Origin of the sequence: Roseateles aquae (genome assembly GCF_032337115.1) — a bacterium.
Lineage (GTDB): Bacteria > Pseudomonadota > Gammaproteobacteria > Burkholderiales > Burkholderiaceae_C > Roseateles_C > Roseateles_C aquae.
On sequence record NZ_JAVXZY010000007.1, the window covers coordinates 14,134 to 34,858 of the forward strand.

Annotated in this window: 20 protein-coding genes; 15 read left to right on the forward strand and 5 right to left on the reverse strand. The window is 68.1% G+C overall.

Annotated features, from left to right (window positions below; translation table 11 throughout):
* The first annotated feature begins 162 nt into the window (after positions 1 to 162).
* The 9 genes from sppA (at position 163) to metW (ending at position 9,038) form a co-directional block, all read left to right on the forward strand.
* Positions 163 to 2,022 carry a signal peptide peptidase SppA gene (sppA, locus tag RQP53_RS16420; protein WP_315651753.1) on the forward strand — a complete coding sequence of 620 codons (1,860 nt, stop codon included), beginning with the start codon at positions 163 to 165 and terminating at the stop codon, positions 2,020 to 2,022.
* Positions 2,019 to 2,582, forward strand: coding sequence for a GNAT family N-acetyltransferase (locus RQP53_RS16425; protein ID WP_315651754.1), 564 nt, complete (start codon positions 2,019 to 2,021; stop codon positions 2,580 to 2,582). The genes sppA and RQP53_RS16425 overlap by 4 nt, the downstream gene beginning before the upstream one ends.
* 36 nt (positions 2,583 to 2,618) lie before the next feature.
* Entirely contained in the window at positions 2,619 to 2,969 is a 351-nt protein-coding gene (locus tag RQP53_RS16430) for a DUF3147 family protein (RefSeq protein ID WP_315651755.1), read from the forward strand.
* Positions 2,969 to 3,628, forward strand: a complete 660-nt coding sequence (locus tag RQP53_RS16435) for a response regulator transcription factor (protein WP_315651756.1) — start codon at positions 2,969 to 2,971, stop codon at positions 3,626 to 3,628. Before RQP53_RS16430 ends, RQP53_RS16435 begins: the two co-directional genes overlap by 1 nt.
* Entirely contained in the window at positions 3,625 to 5,028 is a 1,404-nt protein-coding gene (locus tag RQP53_RS16440; RefSeq protein ID WP_315651757.1) for a sensor histidine kinase, read from the forward strand. Before RQP53_RS16435 ends, RQP53_RS16440 begins: the two co-directional genes overlap by 4 nt.
* A 43-nt stretch (positions 5,029 to 5,071) precedes the next feature.
* Entirely contained in the window at positions 5,072 to 6,274 is a 1,203-nt protein-coding gene (locus RQP53_RS16445) for a serine hydrolase domain-containing protein (protein WP_315651758.1), read from the forward strand.
* 97 nt (positions 6,275 to 6,371) lie between these two features.
* Positions 6,372 to 7,121 (forward strand): substrate-binding periplasmic protein, encoded by a 750-nt coding sequence (locus RQP53_RS16450; RefSeq protein WP_315651759.1) that lies wholly within the window; start codon positions 6,372 to 6,374, stop codon positions 7,119 to 7,121.
* A 157-nt stretch (positions 7,122 to 7,278) separates the two neighbouring features.
* Positions 7,279 to 8,454: a homoserine O-succinyltransferase MetX gene (gene metX / locus RQP53_RS16455; protein ID WP_315651760.1), complete on the forward strand. Its 1,176-nt coding sequence runs from the start codon at positions 7,279 to 7,281 to the stop codon at positions 8,452 to 8,454.
* Positions 8,451 to 9,038: a methionine biosynthesis protein MetW gene (metW, locus tag RQP53_RS16460; protein ID WP_315651761.1), complete on the forward strand. Its 588-nt coding sequence runs from the start codon at positions 8,451 to 8,453 to the stop codon at positions 9,036 to 9,038. Before metX ends, metW begins: the two co-directional genes overlap by 4 nt.
* Before the next feature lie 32 nt (positions 9,039 to 9,070).
* Here metW and RQP53_RS16465 read toward each other — a convergent pair whose 3' ends face one another.
* Positions 9,071 to 10,462 carry an acyl-CoA thioesterase/bile acid-CoA:amino acid N-acyltransferase family protein gene (locus RQP53_RS16465; RefSeq protein WP_315651762.1) on the reverse strand — a complete coding sequence of 464 codons (1,392 nt, stop codon included), beginning with the start codon at positions 10,460 to 10,462 and terminating at the stop codon, positions 9,071 to 9,073.
* A 193-nt stretch (positions 10,463 to 10,655) separates the two neighbouring features.
* Here RQP53_RS16465 and RQP53_RS16470 point away from each other — a divergent pair, with 193 nt between their 5' ends.
* The 3 genes from RQP53_RS16470 to RQP53_RS16480 all read left to right on the forward strand — a co-directional run bounded on the left by RQP53_RS16470 (position 10,656) and on the right by RQP53_RS16480 (position 12,803).
* Positions 10,656 to 11,024 (forward strand): VOC family protein, encoded by a 369-nt coding sequence (locus RQP53_RS16470; RefSeq protein WP_315651763.1) that lies wholly within the window; start codon positions 10,656 to 10,658, stop codon positions 11,022 to 11,024.
* Between the two features lie 126 nt (positions 11,025 to 11,150).
* Positions 11,151 to 11,957 (forward strand): substrate-binding periplasmic protein, encoded by an 807-nt coding sequence (locus tag RQP53_RS16475; RefSeq protein ID WP_315651764.1) that lies wholly within the window; start codon positions 11,151 to 11,153, stop codon positions 11,955 to 11,957.
* An 81-nt stretch (positions 11,958 to 12,038) separates the two neighbouring features.
* On the forward strand, positions 12,039 to 12,803 hold the full coding sequence (locus RQP53_RS16480; RefSeq protein WP_315651765.1) for a hypothetical protein: 765 nt from the start codon (positions 12,039 to 12,041) through the stop codon (positions 12,801 to 12,803).
* A gap of 21 nt (positions 12,804 to 12,824) precedes the next feature.
* Here RQP53_RS16480 and RQP53_RS16485 read toward each other — a convergent pair whose 3' ends face one another.
* On the reverse strand, positions 12,825 to 13,787 hold the full coding sequence (locus RQP53_RS16485) for a M14 family metallopeptidase (protein WP_315651766.1): 963 nt from the start codon (positions 13,785 to 13,787) through the stop codon (positions 12,825 to 12,827).
* A gap of 73 nt (positions 13,788 to 13,860) precedes the next feature.
* Between RQP53_RS16485 and RQP53_RS16490 the strand changes: the two genes are divergently transcribed.
* Positions 13,861 to 14,268, forward strand: a complete 408-nt coding sequence (locus tag RQP53_RS16490; protein WP_315651767.1) for a hypothetical protein — start codon at positions 13,861 to 13,863, stop codon at positions 14,266 to 14,268.
* A 5-nt stretch (positions 14,269 to 14,273) separates the two neighbouring features.
* Here the strand turns inward: RQP53_RS16490 and RQP53_RS16495 are convergent, their stop codons facing one another.
* Positions 14,274 to 15,116 (reverse strand): enoyl-CoA hydratase-related protein, encoded by an 843-nt coding sequence (locus RQP53_RS16495; RefSeq protein WP_315651768.1) that lies wholly within the window; start codon positions 15,114 to 15,116, stop codon positions 14,274 to 14,276.
* Between the two features lie 167 nt (positions 15,117 to 15,283).
* On the opposite strand from RQP53_RS16495, the gene RQP53_RS16500 reads away from it, so the two are divergent.
* Together RQP53_RS16500 and RQP53_RS16505 are read left to right on the forward strand one after the other, a co-directional pair.
* A complete protein-coding gene (locus tag RQP53_RS16500; RefSeq protein ID WP_315651769.1) occupies positions 15,284 to 16,144 on the forward strand; it encodes an alpha/beta hydrolase in 861 nt (286 codons plus the stop codon).
* Positions 16,145 to 16,219: 75 nt separating this feature from the next.
* Positions 16,220 to 17,695 carry a M20 family metallopeptidase gene (locus tag RQP53_RS16505; protein WP_315651770.1) on the forward strand — a complete coding sequence of 492 codons (1,476 nt, stop codon included), beginning with the start codon at positions 16,220 to 16,222 and terminating at the stop codon, positions 17,693 to 17,695.
* 51 nt (positions 17,696 to 17,746) lie between these two features.
* Here RQP53_RS16505 and RQP53_RS16510 read toward each other — a convergent pair whose 3' ends face one another.
* Both RQP53_RS16510 and RQP53_RS16515 read right to left on the reverse strand, forming a co-directional pair.
* Positions 17,747 to 19,021: a hypothetical protein gene (locus RQP53_RS16510; RefSeq protein WP_315651771.1), complete on the reverse strand. Its 1,275-nt coding sequence runs from the start codon at positions 19,019 to 19,021 to the stop codon at positions 17,747 to 17,749.
* Between the two features lie 2 nt (positions 19,022 to 19,023).
* Positions 19,024 to 20,715, reverse strand: a complete 1,692-nt coding sequence (locus RQP53_RS16515; protein ID WP_315651772.1) for an MBOAT family O-acyltransferase — start codon at positions 20,713 to 20,715, stop codon at positions 19,024 to 19,026.
* Positions 20,716 to 20,725 lie beyond the last annotated feature (10 nt).

The window sequence follows — 20,725 nt, forward strand, 5'->3', positions numbered from 1 at the left end:
CGGCAATGCTGCGCCGTTTGCACGGCTTTGTGTGCCGGAAAAGACCCCCGGGCGCGGCGCAAACGCCACAAAGTCACACCGGCCGCACGGACCGTGGCTTTGTTCAGGGCCGACCGGCTTGCATCACAATCGGCGCGCGAAACGATACAGCGAGGACCGCATATGAGCATCAAGACCGCGCTGGCCCCGGTGGGCTGGCTGATCAAAAAGACCTGGTGGCTGATCGACGCCAGCCGGCGCGCGCTGCTGAACCTGCTGCTGCTGCTGCTGCTGATCGCCTTCATCTGGGGCCTGATCAGCCATGGCCCCAAAGCGCTGCAGGAGAAAAGCACGCTGGTACTGAACCTGCGCGGCAATCTGGTCGAGCAGTACTCGGGCTCGGCCCGCGACCAGGCCATGGCCCAGCTGCGTGGCGAGTCGCAGGCCCACCAGACCCGGCTGCGCGATGTGCTGGCCACGCTGGACGCCGCGGCCAAGGATGACAAGATCAGCCAGCTGCTGCTGGAACTGGACAACTTCGGCGGCGCCGGCATGGCCGGCTTGCATGAGGTGGCCGCCGCGCTGGATCGCTTCAAGGCCAGCGGCAAGAAGATCTACGCCTACGGCGACCGTTTCGGCCAGCGCGACTACTACCTGGCCGCCCATGCCGACGAGGTCTACCTGCACCCGATGGGCCTGGTGATGATCGAGGGCTTCGGGCGCTACCGCACCTACTACAAGGACGCGCTGGACCGCCTGGGCATCTCCGTCAATCTGCTGCGCGTCGGCACCTTCAAGAGCTTCGGCGAGCCCTATATCGCCAACGGCCCCTCGCCGGCTTCGCAGGAAGCCGATGGCTATCTGTATGGCGAGCTCTGGAGCCGCTACACCGGCGAGGTAGAAGCCGCCCGCAAGCTGCCCGCCGGCAGCATCGCCAGCGGCATCGAAACGCTGCCGCAGCAGCTGCAGGCCCTGCGCGGCGACACGGCCAAGCTGGCCTTGCAGCAGAAGCTGATCGACGGCGTCAAGACCCGCGATGAGATGCGTGAGCTGCTGATGGCCAAGGGTGCCAAGGACGACAAGGGCCAGAGCTACCGCCGCGTCAGCTTTGGCGAGTACCAGGCCTATCTGAAGCCGCAGCCGGCCTTTGGCAACGCCGTGGCCGTGGTCGTGGCCGAAGGGGAGATCGTTGACGGCGAGGCCGAACCCGGCCGCATCGGCGGTGACTCGACCGCCAAGCTGGTGCGCCAGGCCCGCGAGGACGACAGCGTCAAGGCCGTGGTGCTGCGCGTCAACTCCCCCGGCGGCAGTGCCTTCGCCTCGGAGATCGTGCGCCGCGAGCTGGAACTGACCAAGTCCGCCGGCAAGCCGGTGGTGATCTCGATGGGCGATGTCGCCGCCTCGGGCGGCTACTGGATCTCGATGGCCTCGAACGAGGTGATTGCCGACCCCGGCACCATCACCGGCTCGATCGGCGTGTTCGGCATGCTGCCCACCGGCGAGAAGCTGCTCGACAAGCTGTCCATCCACACCGGCGGCACCACCACCACCTGGCTGGCTGGCGGCTATGACCCGCGCCGGGCACTCGATCCGCGTCTGGCTGCCAGTGTGCAGGCCGGCATCCAGCACATCTACGACGAATTCACCGGCAAGGCCGCCGTCGCGCGCAAGAAAAAGGTCGAGGAGATCGACGCCGTGGCCCAGGGTCGCGTCTGGACCGGCAAGCAGGCGCTGGATCGCGGCCTGGTCGACCGCCTGGGCAGCCTGGACGATGCGATCAAGTCGGCCGCCAAGCTGGCCAAGCTGGAAGGGCAGCCGCGCGTCAGCTATGTCGAGCGCGACAAGGGCAAGCTCGAACGGCTGCTGGACAGCTTTGGCGATGCGCTGGCCCCCAGCATCGCCAGCGCCGTGCGCGCCGAACTGGGCATCAGCGTGCCGCCGGCGCTGCGCGAGGCACAGGCCGATCTGGCCTTTGCTGCTGAGCTGGCCGAGGGCCGCAAGCCCTACAGCGCTGTCGTTCACTGCCTCTGTACCGTGCCTTGAGCTTCCCCATCCTGCAGACCAACCGCCTGCTGCTGCGCGAGATCGTGCCGGCCGATGCGCCGGCGCTGTTGGCCATCCATGGCGATGCCGAGCTGATGCGCTGGTTCGGCAGCGATCCCTTGCCCGATCAGGCGGCGGCCGAGGCGCTGGTCGCGCGCTTTGCCAGCTGGCGTCAGCTGCCCGCCCCGGGCACCCGCTTTGGGCTGGCGCGGCGCGAGCGGCCGCAGCACTTGATCGGCACGGCCGGCCTGTTCGGCTGGAACCCCGGCTGGCGAAAATGCACGCTGGGCTATGAGCTGGCCCGCGAGGCGCAGGGCCAGGGCCTGATGCGCGAGGCCCTGCTCACACTGCTGGACTGGGGCTTTGCCGCGATGAGCCTGAACCGCATCGAGGCCCAGGTTCACCCCGACAATGCGGCCTCGCTGAAGCAGGTGCGCGCGCTGGGCTTTGTCGAAGAGGGGCGGCTGCGCCAGGTCGGCTTCTGGCGCGGCCAGTACCAGGACCTGCTGCAGTTCGGCCTGCTCAAGGCCGACTGGGACGCGCTGCAGCTGCGCGCTTGAGGCACGGCAGACCCGCGAACTGGCGACAATCACGCCATGCCCTGGATCATCACCAAGTACCTGATCACCGCCGCCCTGGTCGTCGGCATCTCCGAGCTGGCCAAGCGCAGTGATCGCCTGGGTGGCCTGATCGCCGCGCTGCCGCTGGTGACGGTGCTGACGCTGATCTGGCTGCAGCTGGAGCGCCAGCCCAGCGAGAAGATCGCCAACCACGCCTGGTACACCTTCTGGTACGTGCTGCCCACGCTGCCGATGTTCCTGCTCTTCCCCTGGCTGCTGAACCGCCTGGGCTTCTGGCCGGCGCTGGTGGCTTGCCTGCTGATCACCGTGCTCGCCTTTGCCGCGCTGGCCTTGCTGCTGCGCCGCTTCGGCATCGAGTTGCTCTGATGCACGTCCTGCTGATCGAAGACGACCTCGCGCTCGGCCAGAGCCTGCAGGCCGCCCTGCGCGCCGAGGGGCACAGCAGCCACTGGTGGCGACGCGCCGCCGATGCGCCGCTGCGCCTCGATGATGAGCCGCTGGATGCGGTGCTGCTCGACCTCGGCCTGCCCGACGGCAGCGGCCAGCAGCTGCTGGCACGCTGGCGCGCCCAGGGCAGCAGCGTGCCCATCCTGCTGATCACCGCGCGGGCAGCGCTGCAGGACCGGCTCGACGGCTTCGATGCCGGCGCCGACGACTACCTGATCAAGCCCTTCGAGATCCCCGAACTGCTGGCCCGGCTGCGCGTGGCAGTGCGCCGCGCCGCCCAACAGAGCAGCGACGTCTGGCAGTTCGGTGCCTTGCGCATCGAGGCGCAGCGCCACCGCGCGCTGCTGAACGACCAGGAGCTGGCGCTGTCGCCGCGCGAGTTCCAGCTGCTGCTGGCGCTGGCGCGCGAGAACGGCGGCGTGGTGCCCAAGGCCCAGCTGGCGCAGCGCATGGTGCCGCTGGGCGAGGCGCTGGACTTCGGCGCGCTGGAGGTGCATCTGTCCAATCTGCGCCGCAAGATCGGGTCTGAGCGCATCGGCACGCTGCGCGGCGTTGGCTATTGGCTGCAGTCGCTATGAACTGGCCGCGCTGGATGCGCCCCAGCCTCGGCCGGCGGCTGCTGCTGGCCTTGTTGATCGCCACCGGCCTGGTCACGCTGGCGCTGCTGACGCAGCAATACATCGGCTACCGGCAGTCCATGCAATCGGCACCCGGCGTGCAGCAGCTGGGCCGCATCTTGCTGGCCGGCGTCGAGACGCTGGAGCAGCCGGCACAGGCCATCGTTGGGCTGCAGGGCCAGCTCGGCGAGGTCAACCAGATGCGCCGCGAGGCCAAGCTGCTGCCCGGCGATTTGCTGCTGCAGCTGTTCGACAGCCAAGGCCACCTGCTCTGGACCTCGGCACCGGCGCCCGCAGTCACGCAGGCCGGCATCAGCGAGCCCCAGCTGGGCCAGCAGCGCTATTGGGCGGCACGGTTGGACGGGAAACGCTGGTCGCTGGTGCTGGCCGAGCCGCGGCTGCCCGATCAAGATGTCTTGAGCTGGCTGGCGCGCGAGTTGAGCGAGTCGCTGCTGATCGCCTTTCCGCTGATCCTGCTGCCGATGTGGCTGGCCGTGCATCGTGGCCTGGCACCGCTGCGCCAGCTGGTTAGGCGCATTGCCCGCCTCGATGGCGAAGCCGCGCTGCAACCGCTGGGCCTGGATCTGCGCTACACCGAGCTGCAACCGCTGGGCCGGGCCTTCGAATCGCTGCAGCAGCGGCTGCGCCGCTTGCTGGCACGTGAGCGCGCATTTGTCCACGATGCCGCCCATGAGCTGCGCACACCGCTGGCCACGCTGGCCGCCCAGGCCCATCTGCTCGAACAGGCCGACAGCCCCGAGGCGCGCAGCGCCGCCGCGCAGGCGCTTCAGCTCACACTCAAACGTACCGCCCATCTGTCACAGCAGCTGCTCGACCTGGCCGCGCTGGACCAGCAGGCCGGCGGCCGGCGCGAGACGCTGGACCTGGTCGAGCTGCTGGGTCGCCATCTGATCGAGGCCTTGCCGCGGGCCAAGGCGCGCGGGCTGGAACTCAGCCTGCAGGCGCCCGATCAGCTCAGCGTCACGCTGGAGAGCGCGGCGCTGCAATCGATCGTGCAGAACCTGATCGACAACGCCCTGGCCTATGTGCCCGCTGGCGGCCATATCGAGCTGACGCTGGCCGTCCGGGGCGATGGTGTCGAGCTGCGGGTGGCCGACGACGGCCCCGGCATTGCCGCCGAGGAGCGCGAGCGCGTCTTCGAGCGCTTCCACCGCGGCGCCGGCCAGCAGCAGCCGGGCAGCGGCCTGGGCCTGGCCATCGTCCGCCAGGCCGCGCTGCGCCTGGGCGCCCAGCTGCACCTCAGCGATGGCCTGGCTGGTCGTGGCGTCGGCTTCGTGCTTCGCCTGCCGCCGCAAGTGCTGCAAGTGCCGCCAGCCGCCACGGCCTTTGGCGAGTCTTAAGCTAGGGTTTTCCACAATCCGTCCACGATACAGGAGGACGGAATTGACTCATCACAACTACACCCTCAGCCGGCGCCGTTGGCTGATCAACAGCAGTGCCCTGCTCGCTGTCGGCGGCCTGGCCGCCTGCGGGGGCGGCCACGCCGATCCCAGGCTGGACCTGGCCGTGCAGCAGGCCAGGCAACGCTGCCAGCAGGCCGCCGACCGTGCCGTGGCCGCCGGCCTCGTCGGCGCCGTCTTCGGCCAGCTCCTCAGCCAGCCCGACGACACCTTGCCCCTGGCCGCGGCCGGCCGCAGCGCCCTGCAGCAGGGTCGCCCGCTCGACGGCAGCGAGCGCTTCGGCATCGGCTCCAACGCCAAGGCGATGACGGCGGCGCTGGCCGCCAGGCTGGTCGAGCAAGGCAAGCTGCGCTGGGACAGCCGCGCCGCCGAGCTGCTCAAGCCCGAGCTGCTGCACCCCGACCATCAAGACCTGACCCTGGCTCAGCTGCTTGACCACAAGGGTGCCATCCTGCCCTTCAACACCGAGGTCGATCCGCCGGTCTTTCTGGCCTATCTGCAGAGCCATGCCGGCCCACTGCCAAGCGACGAAGGTGGTCGCCGGCTGTTCTTCTGCCGCTGGCTGCTGGCCCAGCCGGCCCCGCAAGGCGTGCGGCCGGGGCGCGATTTCCTCTACTCCAACGCCGGCTTCGCGATGGCCGGCGCGATGCTGGAAGCGGCCACCGGTCAGCGCTTCACCACCCTGTTCGAACAGCAGCTGTGTCAGCCGCTGGGCCTCGCGGTCGCCTGGGCCGAACCCGACCCGGCCAAGGAGCCGCAAGGCCATGTCGGCGATAGCGCGCAGCAGCTGCAGCTCTACGAGGCCCTGCCGGCCGAGCAACAGCTTTGGTTCGATGTGCTGCGGCCGGCCGGCGGCGTGCGCCTGGCCGGTGCCGAGTACGGCCGCTGGCTGCGCTGGCATATGCAGGCCCTGCAGGGCCGCAGCACGCCACTGGCTGCGAGCTATCTGCAGCGCCTGAAGACGCTGACGACCGGCGACTACGCGCTCGGCTGGGCCGCGGCGACGGCCAACGGCCAGGCCCAGCTCGGTCACAACGGTGCCGAGGCCGGCTTCATGGCCGCCGTGACCTTGCGCCAGGACGGCAGCCAGGCCGCCTTCACGATGAGCAATACCTTCGGCTGGCGTGCCGATGGCAGCAGCTGGGTGTTGGAGGCGCTGAACCAGGGCTTGCTGGGCCTGCTCTGAATAAGGCAGGCATTGTTTGCCGAGCGCCGCGGCAAGGCTTTCGCCACTGCCACGATTCAGGCACACTCGCCGGCATGTTGAACCGCAGCGGCAAGACATGACCCCGCAGCGCCCGGCCGCCCGTCGTGCGCTGCTGCTCGCTGCACTGGCGCAGCTGGCCGGCCCGCTGCGCGCCGAGGACGCCGGGCTGCGCCTGGTCAGCGCCGACTTCCCACCGCTGCTCAGCGCCAGCGACAAGCAAGGCGGCCCGTTGGGCGAACTGCTGCAAAAGCTCGGTGAGCAGGCCGGCTTCAACCTCAAGCCGGAGTTCTACCCCTTCGCCCGCGCGCTGCTGCTGGCGCGCAACGGGCCCGGCGTGCTGATGGCACCGGTTGGTCGAACACCGGATCGCGAGACACAGTACCGCTGGCTCTTGCCGCTCTATACCCAGCGCTACCACCTGCTCAGCCGGCATGACCGCTGGCCCAGCCCACCGCCCCTGGCCGAGCTGCGCTACCGCAAGGTGCTGGTGCTGCGCGGCTCGATCAGCACGCAAAGCCTGCGGCGACAGGGCTTTCAGAACATCCGCGAAGAAAGCAATTACGAAACGATTCTGCGCCGCCTCGACGAGGGCAGCGCCGATCTGGCCTATGGCAGCCAGATCGTCATCCATGGCGCGCTGCACAGCAGCGGCAGGCATGAGGGCGACTATCAGCTCGGCCAGTCCTTCGACAGCACCGAGGTCTGGCTGGTCGGCTCGCCCGATGTCAGCGATGTCCAGGCCCAGGCGCTGCAGGCGGCGATGGAGCGCTTGCGTGCCGATGGCAGCCTGCAGCAGTTCTTGAACAAGATCGGCCTGGCGCGCTGATCAAAGGCAGCAAGAAGAGCTCGATATAATCGCCGCCACAGCGCCGATTTGTTCCGAATTGCGGGCGCTCAATAAATTCCGCTAAAGAGGGGCGCTCCAGCAACCGGCGTCCGCATCTTCTGGCGGAGCCGGTTTTTGCTTTTGGAGAGTCACCTTTATGGCCTCAAGCTCGGTGGGCGACGTCTCGCCCCAGCGCCTGCGCTTCGAATCAGCGCTGCCGCTGCGCAGCGGCGCGCAGATCCGCGACTACGAACTGGTCTACGAGACCTACGGCCGGCTCAATGCCGACAAATCCAACGCGGTGCTGGTCTGCCATGCGCTGAACGCCAGCCACCACCTCGCCGGCACTTACGCAGGCCAGGACAAGAGCGAGGGCTGGTGGGACAACCTGATCGGCCCCGGCAAACCGTTGGACACCGACAAGTTCTTCGTCATCGGCATCAACAACCTCGGCTCCTGCTTCGGCTCGACCGGGCCCATGCACCAGAACCCGGACACCGGCCGCATCTATGGCGCCGATTTCCCGGTCGTCACCGTGCACGACTGGGTCGATGCCCAGGCGCGCGTGCTCGATCGGCTGGGCATCACGCAGCTGGCCGCCGTGCTGGGCGGCTCGCTCGGTGGCATGCAGGCGCTGGACTGGTCGCTGCGCTACCCGGAACGCATGCGCCATTGCATCGCCATCGCCACCGCACCCAGCCTGTCGGCACAGAACATCGCCTTCAACGAGGTGGCGCGGCGCGCCATCGTCACCGACCCCGACTTTCACGGCGGCTTCTTCTACGAGCACGGCGTGGTGCCCAAGCGCGGCCTGCGCGTGGCACGGATGATCGGCCACATCACCTATCTCAGCGACGATGTGATGGAGACGAAGTTCGGCCGCAAGATGCGAGAGGCTCAAGGGGCCCTCCCCTTGAGCGGCACGCCGTCAGACGACTATGCCTACTCGACCCAGGACATCGAGTTCCAGATCGAGAGCTATCTGCGCCACCAGGGCGACAAGTTCAGCGAGTACTTCGACGCCAACACCTATCTGCTGATCACCCGGGCGCTGGACTATTTCGACCCGGCCCGCGAGCACGGCGGTGATCTCTCGCGCACCTTTGCCAGCAGCCGCTGCAAATACCTGTTAGCCAGCTTCACCACCGACTGGCGCTTCTCGCCGGCGCGCTCGCGCGAGATCGTCAAGGCGCTGCTGGATAACAAGCGCGACGTCTCCTACGCGGAGATCGATGCGCCGCACGGCCACGACGCCTTCCTGCTCGAAGACCCGCGCTACCACGGCCTGCTGCGCGCCTATTTCCAACGCATCGCCAAGGAGTTCAGCGCATGAACAGCATCAGCCCCGTGATGAAGACCATCGCCGAGCTGGTGCCGGCCGGCTCGCGCGTGCTGGACCTCGGCTGCGGCACCGGCGAGCTGCTGGCCTGGCTGCAGGCGCACAAGGGCTGCAGCGGCTATGGCGTCGAGCTCGATGACGCCAATCTGCTCGCCTGTGCGCAGCGCGGCGTCAACGTCATCCAGCTGAACCTGGAGGAAGGCCTGTCCATCTTCGAGGACCAGAGCTTTGACGTCGTGCTGCAGCTGGAAACGCTGCAGCATCTGCGCAATACCGAGGCCATGCTGCGCGAGACCGCGCGGGTGGGCCGCACCGGCATCGTCAGCTTCCCCAACTTCGCCCACTGGCCGAACCGGCTGCAGGTGCTGCTTGGGCGCATGCCGGTGACCCGGGTGCTGCCTTATGAGTGGTACGACACGCCGAACATTCGCGTTGGCACCTTTGCCGATTTCGAGGTGCTGGCGCGCAAGAACCGGCTGCGCATCCTGGACAGCTTTGGCATCCAGAACGGCCAGCCGGTGCGTACGGCGCCGAACCTGCTGGCCAGCATGGCCGTGTTCAAGTTCGACCGCGGCTGATCAGGGCCCACGCCGACTGATGCAGACCTTCCTTAGCGCAGCACCTCGCGCAGAAAGCTGATCGTCCGTGCCCAGCCCTGCTGCTGGGCGCGGGCATCGGCCGCCGGCTGGCCACCGAGCTTCATCGGGCCGGCGTTGTTGAGGGCGGTGGGCGTGCCGCCCAGGCTGGTGATGCCGTGGCCGGCGCCCTCGAACACCATCAGCTCGGTCTTCAGGCCGGCGCTGGCGCGGCGGGCGGCGACCGAGCGCGCCATGCCGCCGGAGTCCCAGACCTGATCGTCGGAGCCGGCGATCAGCAGCACCGGCGCGGCGATCTTCTCGACCTCGATCCGCGCGGCTGCCGCGGCCTCCGCATGGCTGGCACGGCCGGCATCGTGCGGCCGGCGCAGCAGCACCGGCTGGCCGCTCATGAAACCGGCCACTTCCTCGGCATAGCCCTGGTAGGGCACGAAGTGCAGCGGCTTGCCCTGCCAGCTGAACGAGGGCTGGCCCATCGCGCCGCGCTGCATGTCAAAGCCCTCCCAGATCACATCGCTGGGCACGACGGCGACCACCCCCTTGAAGCCGGCGATGCGGCTGGCGCCGGCCAGCACAAACTCGCCGCCCTTGGATGCGCCCCACAGCGCGATGCGGCTGGCATCGACCTCGGGCTGCTCGCGCAGCCAGTTGCGCGCCGTTTCCAGCAGGCCCAGCTCAATATGGGCAAAGCTGGTCGGCAGGGCCGGCAACTCCGGCGCCATCGGGCCCTGGGCGCCCCAGCGCGGCGGCGAGTAGTAGGGCAGGGCCAGCGCGGCCAAGCCACGCGCCGCCAAGGCCTCGGCCATGTGAACGGCTGTTGACGAGCCGCCTTCGGAGCCGCCCAGCACGATCACCACGGGCAGCGCCGCCGCCGCGTTCTTGGGCCAGACCAGGCGGGCGCCGGGCAGCGACGCGACATTGCGCCCCTGCACGAGCGGCTCGGCTGGCAGCCAGCGCAAGTTCAATTCGGCCACACGATGCGGTGCGCCCTCGGCGTCACGGCCCAAGGCTTCCAGCAAGAGCTGGCCGGCAGGCGCATCGGCGGCCGGCACGCCCTGCGGCTCGCCCCGCACCGGCAGGGCCGACCAAAACAGGCCGCGGCCGTCGACGCCGGCATAGCTGCCCGACAGCGGCGCCTGCCGCTCGGGGTCGATGCGCCCCTGCGCATCGGCTTCGAACAGCGCCTCGGCGCGCAGCAGCGCCGGCCCGATGCCGGGCAAGGTGGCGCGGCGGCTCAGCCGCAGCGTAAGGCGCTCGCCCGGCGTGGCGCCGCTCAAGGCCAGCGTCTGCGGCTCGCCCTGCAGCACCTCGGCGGCAGGCGCCACCTCCAGCCGCGGCGCCGCGGCCAGCGGGCCGGCCAGGCTGAGCAGCAAGGCCATCATCAGTCGGTTCATCGGTGATTGCATCGTGATCTCCATCGCTCGGTGATTGATGCCTTCAGTGTGGCGAGCGCTGCCCCGCCCGGCCGCCACCGGTCGCCGGTTCGACAGCGGCGGCGCCGGATCGACAGCAGCGAGGACGGGCGGTGCACCATGACCATGCTCACCACTCCGCCGGCTCGGCCATACTCTGCCGACCCCACTCGCTCAGGAGCACCCCATGATTGGCTACACCACCCTCGGCACCAATGACCTGCCACGCGCCTCTGCCTTCTACGACGCGCTGTTCGCCGTCATCGGCGCCAAGCGGCTGATGGAGTTCGAGCGCGGCATCGCCTGGGGCGTAGCCATGGACAAGCCCGGCTTCGGCGTCATGCTGCCCTTTGACGGTCAGCCGGCCAGCGTCGGCAACGGCGTGATGATCGCCCTGGTCGTCGACAGCCAGGACAAGGTCCAGGCCCTGCATGCCAAGGCGCTGGCCCTGGGTGGCAAGGACGAAGGCGCGCCCGGCCTGCGCGGCGGCGGCTTCTACGCGGCCTATTTCCGCGATCTGGACGGCAACAAGCTGAATGCCTTCTGCATGGGCTGAGCGATCCCCCTAGACCAGCGGACTGTTGCAAAGCACGCCGGCGGCGTAAGCTGCCAAGGCAGCGACTGCGGGAGCGCGTCCATGGGCCAGCATGCAAGTCAGCCGGGCCAGCCAGGTCTGAGGGCCATGGCGCCTTGCCTGGCGCTGTGCCTCGCCCTGAGCCGCCCGGCCTGGGCCGACTGCAGCCGCCCCATCGTCGTGCCGGTGGCGCCTACCGGCTTCAATGTGCTGGTGCAGGGCGAGGCCGTCAGCGGGGTTTACCCCGAGCTCTTGCGCCAGCTGGGCGCGAGCAGCGGCTGCGAATTCCAGTTCCCCATCGTGCCGCGCGCCCGTCTGGCGATGACGTTCTTCGAAACCACCCAGGCCGATCTCTTCATCCCCGCCTCGCGCACCGCCGAACGCGATCAGAAAGCCGTCTTCGTGCCGATGCTGAAGCTGACACCGGCGCTGATCACGCTGCGCAGCAAGGTCGACCTGATCAGCGATGTCGGTCAGCTGCTGGCACGCAGCCGCTGGCTGGCTGCGGTGGTGCGCTCCTACTCCTGGGGCGATGAATACGATGCGCTCCTGCGCCAGCTGGAGGCCGACCGCCGCGTCACCTACGTCAGCGATCTGGCCAAGGTCGGCGAGCTGCTGCGCACGGGACGGGTCGACTTCACCATCCTGCCGCCCACGCTGCTGTACTCCGCCTTGCAAACCAGCGCCGGCAGCGCCGAGGCCGCGTCCCCTTTTCGCTTTACGGCCCTGGAAGGCTTGCCGCGCTCCGAGGTCGGCGCCTATCTCTCACCGCGCTCGCTCTCGGCCGTCGACCTGGCCCAGCTCAAGACCCAGCTTGCCCATGCCGCCAGCGACGGCCGCCTGCAGCAGGCGCTGGAGCGCTACTACCCGGCCGAGGTGCTGCGTCATGACGTCGTGCTGGGGCCGATCAACTGAGCCACACATCGCTATCTGCTGCTACAAGCCATTTCACGCCGCTATAGTTCCGCGCCAGTATTGATTCCCTGGGAGGGGCGCATGCCGATTCTGGCTTTCCTGCATATCGCCGTCGCGATCTTCTTCGCCGTCCATGCGGTGCGCACCGGGCGCAACACCGTCTGGCTGTTCGTGCTCTTGGCCTTTCCGCTGCTGGGCAGCCTGGTCTATCTGTTTGCCGAGTACCTGCCCGAGCAACGCAACGGCCGCGTCGCACGCAAGGCTGGTGCGGCGCTGACTAAGGTGCTCGACCCTCGCCGCGAGCTGCGCCTGGCTGAACAGGCCTTGGAACAGACGCCCAGCATGGGCAACCGCCTGAAGCTGGCCCAGGCCCTGCTGGCCGCCGACCGCGCCGCCGAGGCCTTGCCGCATTTCGAGGCCTGCGCCCAGGGCGTGTTCGCCAGCGATCCGGAGGCACTGGCCGGCCTGGCGCGCGCGCTGGCTGCCGTCGAGCGCGTGCCCGAGGCCTGCGCCACACTGGACAAGCTGTTCGCCGCCCAGCCGCAACGCCAGAGCGGTGAACTGGCACTCTTGCACGCCGAACTGCTGGCCCACGCCTTCCCGGCCGATCCGGGCCGCGCCGAGGCCGCCTTCCAGATCGCGCTGCGCAGCCATGGCGGCATTGCCACCCACAGCGCCTGGGGTCAGTTCTTGCTGGCTCAGGGCCGTGCGGCCGAGGCCGAGCCGATTCTGGAGCAGGTGCTGAAGGATGCGCGGCTCAGCCACGCCCATGCGCGCGAGCAGAACCGCCGCGCCATCGATGGCGCCGAGGCCGCGCTGCAGCGGATTGCCGAACAGCGGCGCTAAGCAAGGTCTGCATCGGTCGGATCAGCGCTGAAAGGTCCCCAGCCGCACCATCGTCTGCCCCGGTTTGCCGGGGCGGCGCGAGGGCATCACCAGCACGGTGTGCGGATGCTCGGTGCGAAACAGCGTCTCGCCATCCTGCGCATACGCGGTGCCGGCGGCGGCGATCACGTCCAGGCCCTGGACCGGCATCAGGAAGCGGAAGTTCTCGCTCAGCGCCGTCACCGCCCGGTCGACCCGGATCAGCTGCTGCACCGCTGGCAGCGGTAAACGCAATCGCGGCGCCGCCCAGGCCTCGTCAACCAGGCCGGCCAGGCGCAGAAAACGTACCAGGCCATCGATCGCGACATCGGCCGCGCGGCGCTCCCAGTGCTGCCCGCATTCGATCAGCAAGGCATTCTTGCTGCTGGCCGGATCGCCAAAGCCGCCGCGATCGCGCATGCGCAGGCCGGAAGGGTGGCCGGTGTCGATCAGCAGATCGCCGGGCATGCCGAGCTGACGCGCCAAGTCAGCGCCCTTGTCGAGCAGGCCGCAGACCATCAGCGGCCGGCAGTCGTCCTGCATCGAATGAATGTCGAAGAGCAGATCGGCGCGGTCGACAAAGGGCTGCAGCTGGCGTGCCCGGCGCAGCTCCAGCGAGTCGCCGCTGCCGAACAGGACCTCGTCGGCCCAGACCCGATTCAGGTCTTCATCGACACAGCGTGAGGCGCTGGGCTCATCGGGGTCGAAGCGCTCGAAGGCCGCGACATTGGCAAAGCTGACGATCAGCTGGCCGCGCAAGGGCTGCAGGCTGCGCCCCAGGCCCTGGCGAAACAGCCAGTCCAGCGCCAGCGCGCCGCACAGCTCATTGCCATGTGTCAGCGCCTGCACCATCACGCAAGGCCCGGGCTGGCCAGAGTCAAACACATGAACGTAATCGACACCGCTGCTGCTGTCGCGGTAGGGCCGGATATCGGGCGGGCTCAGTTCAACGGGGAATTCGATCATGGGCTTTCGACGTCAACACGACTTCTGGACAATGGCTGAATCATCATGCCGCAAGTGTGCCGAGAGGCTGTATATGTTCGTGCTCAAGACAGAGATCGCGGATCTCAATGCCAAGGCCTACCACTTTGCGCGACAGAAAACGATGTACGGCGGCAAGCTGATACAAGCTGGCGACACCGTCTTCATCTTCGCCAGCGAGAACAGCGGCGGCCCGGGGCTGATTGCCCGCGCAACGGCCAGCGCCATCGCGCCCACACCACGACTGCCCGGCATCGCGCGGCAAACGCCGCGACTCAGCCTGCAGCTCGAACGCAATGCCAGCGCGATGCGGCGCCTCGGTCGCGCCGAGTTGAAGCCCTTTGCTCAGTGGGACGATGGCCGCCCCGAGACCGAGCTCAACTTCAAGCTCTACCGCCAGGCCACCGACAAGCTGATCGGCATCTCGGCCGAGGCCGCTGAGTTTCTGCAGCGCTATTTCTAAAACGCTCAGAGCTTGGCCACCGGCGCCAGCGGCGCGAAGCCGGCGTCGGCGGCCTGGGTCTTCCAGGCCAGGATGGCGCGGCCCATCTCTTCGGTATCGAAGATCGCGCTTTGCAGCAGGCTCATCTGGGCCAGCGAGGCGTCGACACCATGGTCGCGCGCATGGTTCAGCGCCAGCTTGGAGCCGGCCATGGCCAGCGGCGACTTGGCCGCGATCTTGGCGGCCACGCCCAGCACATGGGCCAGCAGCGCCTCGTGATCGGGCAGCACGGCATTGACCAGGCCCTGCTGCAGCGCCCGTTCGGCGCCAAAGCGCTCGCCCAGATAGGCCAGCTCGCGCGCCACGCCCTGCGGCAGCAGGCCCTGCAGGCGCTGCAGCACGCCGAGGTCGGCGGCCATGCCGATATTGATCTCCTGCAGGCTGAAAAAGGCCTCGGCCGTGCAGTAGCGCATATCGCAGGCCGCCGCCAGATCCAGCGCGCCGCCAATGCAGCCGCCCTGCACCGCACACAGCACCGGGAAGCGTGCCTGGTCGATGGCGCTGAAGCAGTCCATCAGCTTGCGCAGCGAGGCCTGAAACGCCAGGCGGCTGCGCGCGCTGCCGGTGTCCAGCAGCGGGCTGTCACCGGCAAAGGTGTCCAGCGCCATGCCGGCGCTGAAATGCTTGCCGGTCGAGGAGATCACCAGCACGCGGGTCTGGCCGGCCTCGTCGAGCGCACGAACGGTGTCGCGCAGCTGCGGGAAGAAGGCCGGGCTCATGGTGTTCATGCGCTCGGGGCGGTTCAGCTGCAGATGGGCAATGCCATCGTCACGCTGTTCCAGGCTGTAAAAGATCTCGGGCTGGCTCATATCAGGTCCTGACAACAAAGCGGGGCAATGAAAGCAGCCTAACCGAGGGCGGCCCAGCGTCCATCGCCTGCGCGACAGCCCCCGGGCAATTCCGGGGTGTCCAAGGGCACCGGCCTCGGGGGAAGCCCCGGGGCGGGGCGGCGCAGCCCCTGCCTACACTGACCTCTATGCGAACCCTGAAAACCGACGACGGCATCCCCCTGCACTGGCGACAGTGGAGCAAACCCGGCCTTGACCCGGCCCGCGGCACGGTGCTGATCGTCCACGGCCTGGGCGAACACATTGGCCGCTACGAGCATGTGGCGGCCAAGCTGAACAACTGGGGCTGGCATGTGCTCGGTTATGACCAGCGTGGCCATGGCGCCTCCGGTGGCGCCCGCGGCGATCTGCCGCATGGCCAGCGCTTCGCGCAAGACCTGGCCCTGGTGATCGACGAGGTGCGCGCCGACCCGCTGCTCGGCCAAGGCCCGCTGGTGCTGCTGGGCCACAGCATGGGCGGCCTGGTGGCGGCCAGCTTTGTCGCCGGTGGATTGCTGTCCAGCAGCGGCGGCGCACTGCCGTCCTGGTTCCGGCCGGTCGACGCGCTGGTGCTGAGCTCGCCGGCGCTCGATGTCGGCATGTCGGCCTTCCAAAAGGGCTTGCTGAGCCTGACGCTGCCGCTGCTGCCGCATCTGGCCGTTGGCAACGGCTTGAAGCCGGCCTGGATCTCGCGCAGCCAGGCCGTCGTGCAGGCCTACCAGCGCGACCCGCTGGTGCACAACCGCATCACGCCGACGCTGGCCCGCATGATCGCCGACGGCGGTCCGCAGGTGCTGGAGCATGCCCATGAGTGGGTGGTGCCCACCCTGCTGCTCTGGGCCGGCGCCGACCGTTGCGTGGTACCCGCCGGCTCCGCCGCCTTTGCCCAGGCCGCGCCCAAGGCGGTGGTGCAAACGCATTGCTTCGAGCCGCTGTTCCACGAAATCTTCAACGAACCCGAGCAGGAGCAGGTGTTTGACCGGCTGCAGGCCTGGCTGGCGGCGCGCTGATGTCAGCCTGAGCCAGGCCCAGGCCGGAGTTCTAGAATCGTCGCTTCGCGGGTCACCGCCCGCCAGGAGACAGCCATGAACGCACGTGATCCGAACCTGCCCCTGCAGGCCGACGAAGCCAGCAGCCTGGGTCAGTACGCCGCACAGATCTGGGACGAGGAAATCGTCCCGGCGCTGACCGACTACATCGCCATCCCGGCCAAGAGCCCGATGTTCGATGCCGACTGGGCCGCCAATGGCCATATCGAGACCGTGTTGCGCAATGCGGCCGGCTGGGTCGAGAAGCAAAAGGTCGCCGGGCTGAAGCTGGAGGTGATCCGCATCCCCGACCGCACGCCGGTGATCTTCTTCGAGGTACCCGCCACCAAGGCCGATTGCCAGGACACCGTGCTGCTCTACGGCCACCTGGACAAGCAACCCGAGTTCAGCGGCTGGCGTTCGGACCTGGGCCCCTGGACGCCCAAGTACGAGAACGACAAGCTCTACGGCCGCGGCGGCGCCGACGACGGCTATGCGATCTACGCCTCGCTGACCGCCATCATGGCGCTGGACCGCCAGGGCATCCCGCGGCCGCGCTGCGTCGGCCTGATCGAAACCTGCGAAGAGTCCGGCTCCTACGATCTGCCGGCCTATATCGATGTGCTGAAGGAACGGCTGGGCAATGTCAGCCTGGTCGTCTGCCTGGACAGCGGCGCCGGCGACTACGACCGTCTGTGGCTGACCACCAGCCTGCGCGGCAACGTCACCGGCACGCTGAAGGTGGAGGTGCTGACCGAAGGCATCCACAGCGGCGACAACTCCGGCGTCGCGCCGAGCAGCTTCCGCATCATGCGCCAGCTGCTGGACCGGCTGGAAGACGCCAAGACCGGCCGCCTGCTGCCCGAGGTGTTCCACTGCGACATCCCGGCCGACCGCATCGTGCAAGCCCAGACCACCGCCGACATCCTCGGCGCCGAGGTCTACAAGCGCATGCCCTGGGCCTGCGGCGCCGACGGCGGCCCGGTGCTGCCGGTGACAACCGAACCGCTGGAAGTGCTGCTGAACCGCACCTGGCGGCCGACGCTGTCGGTCACCGGCGTCGACGGCATGCCGCCGATCAGCAATGCCGGCAATGTGCTGCGCCCCTTCACCGCCTTCAAGCTGTCGTTGCGTTTGCCGCCGCTGATCGACGGCAATGAGGCGGCGCTCAAGCTCAAGGCACTGCTGGAAGACAACGCGCCCTACAACGCAAAGGTCAGCTTTGTGCCCGACGGCCGTGCCGGCGCCTACGGTGCCACCGGCTGGAACACGCCGGACCTCCAGCCCTGGCTGTCCAAGGCCGTCGCCGAAGCCAGCCTGACGCATTTCGATACCGAGGTCGGCTACATCGGCCAGGGCGGCACCATCCCGCTGATGGGCATGCTGCAAAAGGGCTTCCCCAAGGCACAGATGATGGTCTGCGGCGTGCTGGGCCCGAAGAGCAATGCGCACGGGCCGAACGAGTTCCTGCATGTGCCCTACGGCAAGCGCCTGACCGCTGCGGTGGCGCAGGTGATGGCGGCGCATCCCTGAGCGAGTACCTCGGTTCCAGGGCGGCCACCGGCGGCCCGGACGCCGCGCCGCTCAGCAGGCGCGGCTGAAGCGGCAGTAGAGCTGGCGCGTTGCCGCGCTGGCCGCCGCCTGCTCAACACGATAGCGCTGCCGGTCAGCGCGCACCTGAGCCAGCCTGGCCTCGAGGTTTTGCGGCGTCAGCAACACGCCGACGGGCTCGGTAGCCAGGGCGCCCTCACCCAGCATCGCCGCGACCATCTGCTCCCCCAGCGCCGCGCTGTAGTGCACCGGATCCCAGAACCAACGCATCCGCGCACGCCGGTCGCCCGGTGCCGGCACCTTTTCGAGCATCGGCGCCTCGTAGCCGCCGAAATCCCAGACGCTGACGTCCTGCCCGCCTTGGCGCGCCACCGCCACTTCCTGTGTGACCGCGCGCTTCCACTGTTCATAGGCAGACCAGTAGCCCAGGTGGTCGAGCAGATCGAGCCGACTCGCATGCGAGGGCTGGATCGCCAGCAGCAGCTTCATCTGGCGCTGTGCAGCAAAGTTGATCAAGGTCTGCAGCTTGAACGGCATGGAAAGCGGCGCGCCAACGACACCGCCCAGCTGCCGGTGCGGCTTGGCCAGTGCTTGCACCGCCTGGACATTCTTCTGCTCGAACAGCCTGGCAAAACCATCGGCCTGCACCCACTGCTCGAAGCGGCCTTCGGACAGATGACCGTTGGGCTCGATGTCAGGCTGCGCCCCCCCCCGGTTGGCTCGCACGGTTTGCACACTGTCGATCAGCGCGTCCAGCGACAGCAGACCGGCCACATGGTCGAGCAGCAACTGCTGGCGTCGCTGCGGATTGGCGCGCCCATCGGCCAGCACCAGCAGCCGCGCCTCAACCTCCTGGGCCGCAGCCGAGGGCGCTGCCGGCGCGGTGGCGCCGAACAGGAAGCTCTCGAAGTCCAGGCCCACAATCAGGGTATCGGCCGCTGCCGCCTTGGCCGGTTCGCCAGCCAGCAGATGCTGGGCAAAGCGCACGCCGGTCTCCGGGCCGGAGCCAACCAGGCTGAGGTTGTAGACCGGGCGCAGCCGCTCGGGCCAGGCTGCCGAGGCCGGGTCCAAGCCCAGGTCGGTGCGTGAGCTGCCAATGATCAGCGTGCGAGCCGGACGGCGCAGCGCCTCATAGCTCTTCATCAGCCGCTCGCGGGTCTCGACGGCCGGCTTCTTCGCATTGAAGCCGGCGACGCGTGGCGTGTCGAACAGCAGATAAGGATTGACCCAGGCATTGAAGCCTGCCGCCGTGGCAGCAAGCAAGGCGCTCAGGCCGACAAAGGCCAGGACAAAGTGACGAGGGCTCATGCTCAGAACTGCCAGTAAAGGAACTCGCTGACGCGATTGAGGCCGAAGGCGCCGAGCACGAAGAAGGCGGCGATCAGCAGCGCCCAGGGCAGGGTGAACTGCAGCGCCGGTAGTGGGCGTGCCGGCGCGGCGGCAGGTGCAGCAGGCGCGGCCGCATCGACACTGCCTGCCCCGGCGGCCTTAGGTGCTTTGGGTGGCTTCGGCGGCACATAGTGCAGCGCCGGTTCGAAATGACGCAGCAACTCCAGAGAGTTGGGGGCCAGCGTGGCGATCAAGAACAGCAGCAGCAGCCAGGCGCTGCAGGCCGCGAACTCGGTGCCTGAGCTCAGGCTGCCATGGATGCCGATGTGTTGCAGCAGATCGGCCAGGCTGCCCAGCCGGGTCATGATGGCGTCGGGCAGCGTGGCACCACCGGCGCCGGACATGGCACGCATCATCTCCAGTGCTCCGCCAACATTGCGAGCGCGGAACCAGACCATGCCCAGCACCACGGCCAGCAGGGTCAGCACAAAACCGAGCGGCTTCATCACCCGCTCATAGTGCTGCTTGTCCCATTTGGGTCGCCACTGTCGCCAGCCATGGTTGATGCACAGGTAGACGCCATGCAGCAGGCCCCAGATCAGGAAGGTGAAGCCGGCGCCGTGCCAGAAACCGGAGACAAACATCGTCAGCACCGTGGGGAACACCGTCAGCGCGAGGAAGGCAGCGGGATGGGCCGGACCACGGCCCAGCACCGGTTTGCCGGCCTGCATGCGTCGCCGCGTCAGCGCCATCACCACCGGGGTGTAGATGTAGGCGGTCAGGAAGCGGGTCAGCGTGATGTGCCAGCGGGCCCAGAAGTCGATGATGCTGGAGGCCTTCAGCGGTGAGTTGAAGTTCACCGGCAGCCGGATGCCGAACAAGCGGGCCAGGCCGATGGCCATGTCGGAGTAGCCGGAAAAGTCGAAATAAATCTGGAAGGTGTAGGCCAGCGCACCCATCCAGGCGGCGAAGAAGTCCAGTTGCTGCCCCTGCTCGGCGGCACTGAAGGCCGGGCCGACGTGCACGGCCACGCCATCGGCCAGCACGACCTTCTTGAACAGACCGATCGCAAACAGCGACAGCCCGACCGCCACATCGCGCCCGCTGAAGCGGTAGTTCAGCTGATCGAACTGCGGCATCATCTCGCGGTAGTGCACGATGGGGCCGGCGATCAGCTGCGGGAAGAAGAAGACGAAGACCAGGAAGTCGTAAAGATCGAAGTCCTTGACCGTCTCCGAGCGCACATCGAGCAGGAAGGCGATCTTCTGGAAGGTGATGAAGGAAATGCCCAGCGGCAGTATCACCGCCACCAGTTCGAACTGCGTGCCCAGCGCCAGGTTCAGGCTGTCCAGGAAGAAATTCTTGTACTTGAAGTAGCCCAGGAAGCCGAGGTTGAAAAGCACCCCCAGCGTCAGCAGCGTGCTGGCCGTTCGCTGGCCCGCTTCGCCACGGGCATTGCTGCGCCGGATCAGCAGCGCCAGCCCGTAGTTGATGGCGATCGAGGGCAGGATGACCGCCAGGTTGTAGGGATTCCAGATGCCGTAGAACAGGATCGAGCACAGCACGATCCAGCCCAGGCTGACCGGGCGCGACTGCAGCCGGCCCAGCAGCAGATAGCCCAGGCAGATCGCCGGCAGGAACAGGAAGATGAAGCTGTAGGAGTTGAAAAGCATGTCGTCTCGG

Bases quoted from the DNA above. Each gene is read 5' to 3' on its own strand.
- sppA (WP_315651753.1), top strand. From the start codon at position 163: ATGAGCATCAAGACCGCGCTGGCCCCGGTGGGCTGGCTGATCAAAAAG.
- RQP53_RS16430 (WP_315651755.1), top strand. From the start codon at position 2,619: ATGCCCTGGATCATCACCAAGTACCTGATCACCGCCGCCCTGGTCGTC.
- RQP53_RS16435 (WP_315651756.1), top strand. From the start codon at position 2,969: ATGCACGTCCTGCTGATCGAAGACGACCTCGCGCTCGGCCAGAGCCTG.
- RQP53_RS16440 (WP_315651757.1), top strand. From the start codon at position 3,625: ATGAACTGGCCGCGCTGGATGCGCCCCAGCCTCGGCCGGCGGCTGCTG.
- RQP53_RS16450 (WP_315651759.1), top strand. From the start codon at position 6,372: ATGACCCCGCAGCGCCCGGCCGCCCGTCGTGCGCTGCTGCTCGCTGCA.
- metX (WP_315651760.1), top strand. From the start codon at position 7,279: ATGGCCTCAAGCTCGGTGGGCGACGTCTCGCCCCAGCGCCTGCGCTTC.
- metW (WP_315651761.1), top strand. From the start codon at position 8,451: ATGAACAGCATCAGCCCCGTGATGAAGACCATCGCCGAGCTGGTGCCG.
- RQP53_RS16465 (WP_315651762.1), bottom strand. From the start codon at position 10,462: ATGCAATCACCGATGAACCGACTGATGATGGCCTTGCTGCTCAGCCTG.
- RQP53_RS16470 (WP_315651763.1), top strand. From the start codon at position 10,656: ATGATTGGCTACACCACCCTCGGCACCAATGACCTGCCACGCGCCTCT.
- RQP53_RS16475 (WP_315651764.1), top strand. From the start codon at position 11,151: ATGGCGCCTTGCCTGGCGCTGTGCCTCGCCCTGAGCCGCCCGGCCTGG.
- RQP53_RS16480 (WP_315651765.1), top strand. From the start codon at position 12,039: ATGCCGATTCTGGCTTTCCTGCATATCGCCGTCGCGATCTTCTTCGCC.
- RQP53_RS16485 (WP_315651766.1), bottom strand. From the start codon at position 13,787: ATGATCGAATTCCCCGTTGAACTGAGCCCGCCCGATATCCGGCCCTAC.
- RQP53_RS16490 (WP_315651767.1), top strand. From the start codon at position 13,861: ATGTTCGTGCTCAAGACAGAGATCGCGGATCTCAATGCCAAGGCCTAC.
- RQP53_RS16495 (WP_315651768.1), bottom strand. From the start codon at position 15,116: ATGAGCCAGCCCGAGATCTTTTACAGCCTGGAACAGCGTGACGATGGC.
- RQP53_RS16500 (WP_315651769.1), top strand. From the start codon at position 15,284: ATGCGAACCCTGAAAACCGACGACGGCATCCCCCTGCACTGGCGACAG.
- RQP53_RS16505 (WP_315651770.1), top strand. From the start codon at position 16,220: ATGAACGCACGTGATCCGAACCTGCCCCTGCAGGCCGACGAAGCCAGC.
- RQP53_RS16510 (WP_315651771.1), bottom strand. From the start codon at position 19,021: ATGAGCCCTCGTCACTTTGTCCTGGCCTTTGTCGGCCTGAGCGCCTTG.
- RQP53_RS16515 (WP_315651772.1), bottom strand. From the start codon at position 20,715: ATGCTTTTCAACTCCTACAGCTTCATCTTCCTGTTCCTGCCGGCGATC.